The sequence below is a fragment of the Geothermobacter ehrlichii genome (assembly GCF_008124615.1).
Classification (GTDB): domain Bacteria; phylum Desulfobacterota; class Desulfuromonadia; order Desulfuromonadales; family Geothermobacteraceae; genus Geothermobacter; species Geothermobacter ehrlichii.
This window is the reverse complement of record NZ_VNIB01000032.1, coordinates 1-1,227: the sequence shown is the minus strand read 5'-3', so window position 1 is coordinate 1,227 and position 1,227 is coordinate 1. Positions and strand designations below refer to the sequence as shown.

Here is a 1,227-nt window from a genome sequence, read left to right as displayed (position 1 = left end):
GAGAGCGCCAAGACCCGCGAGCTGACGCGTAAGCAGCAGGCCGAGCAGATCGCCAAGGCCAAGGCGGCCGGCATCGAGTTCTTCCAGCTGCCGGCAACAGAGAAGGCTAGGCTGATCGAGCTGGCGGCGCCGATCTACGAGAAGTGGGGCAAGAAGATCGGTCCCGACTACCTGGCCAGGGTGCGCGCCAAACTTGGCAACTGAGTCGAGAGTTTCCGGCTGACTGATTTGCGGGGTCGGAGAACTCGTGTCTCCGACCCCTTTTTCATCGAGGTGGACGATGTTGAAAAAAACCTTTCAGGTTGTCGATCGGGTCTTCCGGTGGTTCGAGGAATGGTCGCTCTTCATCGCGGTCATGGTCGCCCTCTGCGTCGCCCTGGCCAACGTGATCTTGCGCAAGGCGACGGCCGACGTCAATCTGTACTGGTCGGACGAGGTGGTACGCAAGACGATCTACTTTTCGACCTACATCGGATGCATCGCCGCCGTGCGCGGCCGCTCGCTGATCCGCATCGACGCGCTGCCGCAGATCTTTCCGAAGCTGAAGATGTCCCTGACGATGATCGCCAACCTGGCGGTGCTCGTCTTTTCGGTGCTGATGGTCTGGCTCGGCTGGCAGATGACCGTGCTGATGTACGAGGACGAGTTCGCCAAGACCGCCTCGCTGCAGATTCCGGAGTGGATCTTCTACGCGGTGCTGCCGCTGATGGGGGCGATGATGTTCATCCGCACCCTGATCGTCATGGTCGAAGACTGGAAGGAATTCACGACGGGGTAAGGACGACGGGCGTTTCCGCGGTCCCCGCCTCCGCATGGTGTTGTCATGGACAGTAATTACCTGATCATCCTGTTTCTGCTGCTCGGCCTGCTGGCCTCGACGGTGCCGGTCTTTCTGGCGCTGTTCTTCACCGGCCTGGCCGGTCTGGTGCTGATGGTCGGCATCGACCCGCAGATCGCCATCGAAGTCCTCTACCGCAGCATGGACAAGTTCGCCCTGGTGGTGGTCCTCTTCTTCATCCTCTGCGGCAACGTCATGACCACCGGCAGCATCGTCCAGAAGCTGATCAAGACCGCCAACACCCTGGTCGGCTTTCTGCCCGGCGGCCTGGCCATGGCCGGGATTCTGGCCTGCGGCTTCTTCGGCGCCATCTCCGGCTCCACTGTCGCCACCGTTGTCGCCATCGGCGGCTTCATGATTCCGGCTTTGATCGAGCACGGCTACGACGA

Annotated in this window: 2 protein-coding genes and 1 pseudogene; all 3 read left to right on the top strand. The window is 61.3% G+C overall.

The genetic code is table 11. The annotated features are described in order from the left end of the window. A pseudogene (locus EDC39_RS15215) lies at window positions 1–204 on the top strand (TRAP transporter substrate-binding protein); the annotation flags it as partial. 76 nt (window positions 205–280) lie between these two features. Continuing rightward, window positions 281–778 (top strand): TRAP transporter small permease, encoded by a 498-nt coding sequence (locus EDC39_RS15210; RefSeq protein WP_148897243.1) that lies wholly within the window; start codon window positions 281–283, stop codon window positions 776–778. 45 nt (window positions 779–823) lie between these two features. Then, a partial coding sequence (locus EDC39_RS15205) for a TRAP transporter large permease subunit (protein ID WP_148897242.1) occupies window positions 824–1,227 on the top strand: 404 nt, incomplete at its 3' end.

Bases quoted from the DNA above. Each gene is read 5' to 3' on its own strand.
- EDC39_RS15210 (WP_148897243.1), top strand. From the start codon at position 281: ATGTTGAAAAAAACCTTTCAGGTTGTCGATCGGGTCTTCCGGTGGTTC.